This window comes from Thermococcus sp. (assembly GCF_027052235.1).
Classification (GTDB): domain Archaea; phylum Methanobacteriota_B; class Thermococci; order Thermococcales; family Thermococcaceae; genus Thermococcus.
This window is the reverse complement of sequence record NZ_JALUFF010000079.1, coordinates 1-1,990: the sequence shown is the minus strand read 5'-3', so window position 1 is coordinate 1,990 and position 1,990 is coordinate 1. Positions and strand designations below refer to the sequence as shown.

General features: G+C 50.7%; 3 protein-coding genes. All 3 read left to right on the top strand.

The genetic code is table 11. The annotated features are described in order from the left end of the window. Window positions 1–184: hypothetical protein (locus MVC73_RS10080; protein ID WP_297510621.1), on the top strand; the 184-nt coding region annotated here is incomplete at its 5' end. Then, window positions 181–648 (top strand): YaaR family protein, encoded by a 468-nt coding sequence (locus tag MVC73_RS10075; protein WP_297510618.1) that lies wholly within the window; start codon window positions 181–183, stop codon window positions 646–648. The genes MVC73_RS10080 and MVC73_RS10075, both read left to right, overlap by 4 nt. 10 nt (window positions 649–658) lie before the next feature. Next, the gene (glnA, locus tag MVC73_RS10070) at window positions 659–1,975 is read left to right on the top strand and encodes a type I glutamate--ammonia ligase (protein ID WP_297510615.1); all 1,317 of its coding nucleotides are present in this window, start codon (window positions 659–661) and stop codon (window positions 1,973–1,975) included. Window positions 1,976–1,990: the final 15 nt, after the last annotated feature.

The following is a 1,990-nucleotide window of genomic DNA, read 5'->3' as shown; positions in this document are numbered from 1 at the left end:
GGAAGTGATCGAGTTCGCGGCTTCCCTCGCGGCTGGATACTCGAGGGGGAAGGATTCCGGGAAAGTTCCCGTTGATTACACTCTCGTCAAATACGTCAGAAAACCGAAAGGTTTCAGGCCCGGGATGGTAATATACACTAGACAGAAGACTATTGTCGTAAAACCGAGGAGGCTGGAAGGGTGAGGATAAACCCCCTGGGGGATGGGGATTTGAAGAGCGGGAAAGTGGAGGAGAAGAAGAAAGCTTCGAAGAAGAAGGGAAGAAGATACAAAAGCGTTGAGGAGAAGAGTTTCTTCGAGGTTCTGAGCGATGCCGAGGCTGAAGAGCTCGAAAAGAAAATTCAAGAGCTCGTCGAAGGGATAATAGAGGCTGGAAACGAGCTCGCGAGGTCCCCAACTCCGAGGAATTTGGAGATCTACAAAGAGAGGATCAAAAAGTTTTTAAAGCTCGTCGAGAAGAAAATGTACAGAGTTTCGGGGAAGATGGATTTAGAGACCAGCCAGCCGAAGCTCCACGTCGTCGTCGAGAAAGTCAACGAGAAATTAGAAGAGCTCGCCCATGCCCTTTTCTCTTCCGAAAGACCCACCTTGAATATAGCCGCGAGGGTTGGAGAAATAAACGGCCTCATTCTGAATCTTTTGAAGTGAGGTGATTGGTGTGACGAAAGAGGAAGTTCTCGAAACAATAAAGAAGGAAAAGGTCTCTTTCATAAGGCTTCAGTTCACCGACATAAACGGGACCGTGAAGAACGTCGAGATACCCTCAAGCGAGCTTCCAGAGGTCATAGACAACGGAATGCTCTTCGACGGCTCTTCGGTCGAAGGCTTTGTGAGGATAGAGGAATCCGATATGTACTTGGTTCCGGATCTCTCAACCCTCGCGATCCTTCCCTGGACGAAGGACGGAGTTAAGAGCGCCAGGATAATCTGCGACGTTTACACCCCGGACGGAAAGCCCTTCGAAGGAGATCCGAGGTACAGGCTCAAGCTCGTTGCGAAGAAAGCCGAAGAGATGGGATTTAAAGCATTTGCGGGACCGGAGATGGAATTCTTCATAGTCCCGATGAGCGACGGAAAGCCGATTTTTGAATACCTCGACTCCGGAAGCTATTTCGACCTTCTTCCTTTGAGCGTTGCCGAGAGGGTAAGAAGAGACGTGGCGATCGCCCTCTCACAGATGGGGATAAACATAGAGGCATCTCACCACGAAGTTGCCCCTTCCCAGCACGAGATAGATTTCAAATACGACGAGATAGTCAGAACCGCCGATAACGCACAGACTGTGAAATTGGTGATAAAAACCATGGCGATTTTTCACGGCCTTTACGCGACCTTCATGCCAAAGCCCTTCTACGGCGTGAACGGTTCGGGGATGCACACCCACATGAGTCTCTTCAGGGGAAGTGAGAACGCATTCTACGATCCGAACGGTGAGCTTCAGCTCTCGGATACTTTAAGGAAATTCGTCGCGGGGCTCCTTTACCATGCGAGATCGATAACCGCGATAACGAACCCCACAGTGAACTCCTACAAGAGGCTCGTTCCCGGTTACGAAGCTCCCGTGAACGTCGCTTGGTCTGCTGGAAACAGAAGCGCCTTGATAAGGGTTCCTCAGGCGAGGGGGAAGGCGACAAGGATAGAGTACAGGGCCCCGGATCCTTCCGCGAACGTCTACCTCGCGTTCGCCGTTATGCTCGCAGCCGGCCTCGATGGAATCGAAAAGGGAATGACACCGCCTCCACCGATAGAAGAGAACATCTACAGGATGGATGAGGAGAAAAAGAGAAAGCACGGAATCGTCTCGCTTCCAGGGAGTCTGAAAGAAGCGATTGAAGAGGCTAAAAGAAGCGAGCTCGTAAGAGAAGTTTTAGGAGAACATATCTTCGAGAAGTTCATGGAAGCGAAAGAAAGGGAGTGGAGGGAGTACTCGATCGTCGTAACGGAGTGGGAGAGGGAAAAATACTTCTGGGTGTGAGGTGAAAGAGTGAGC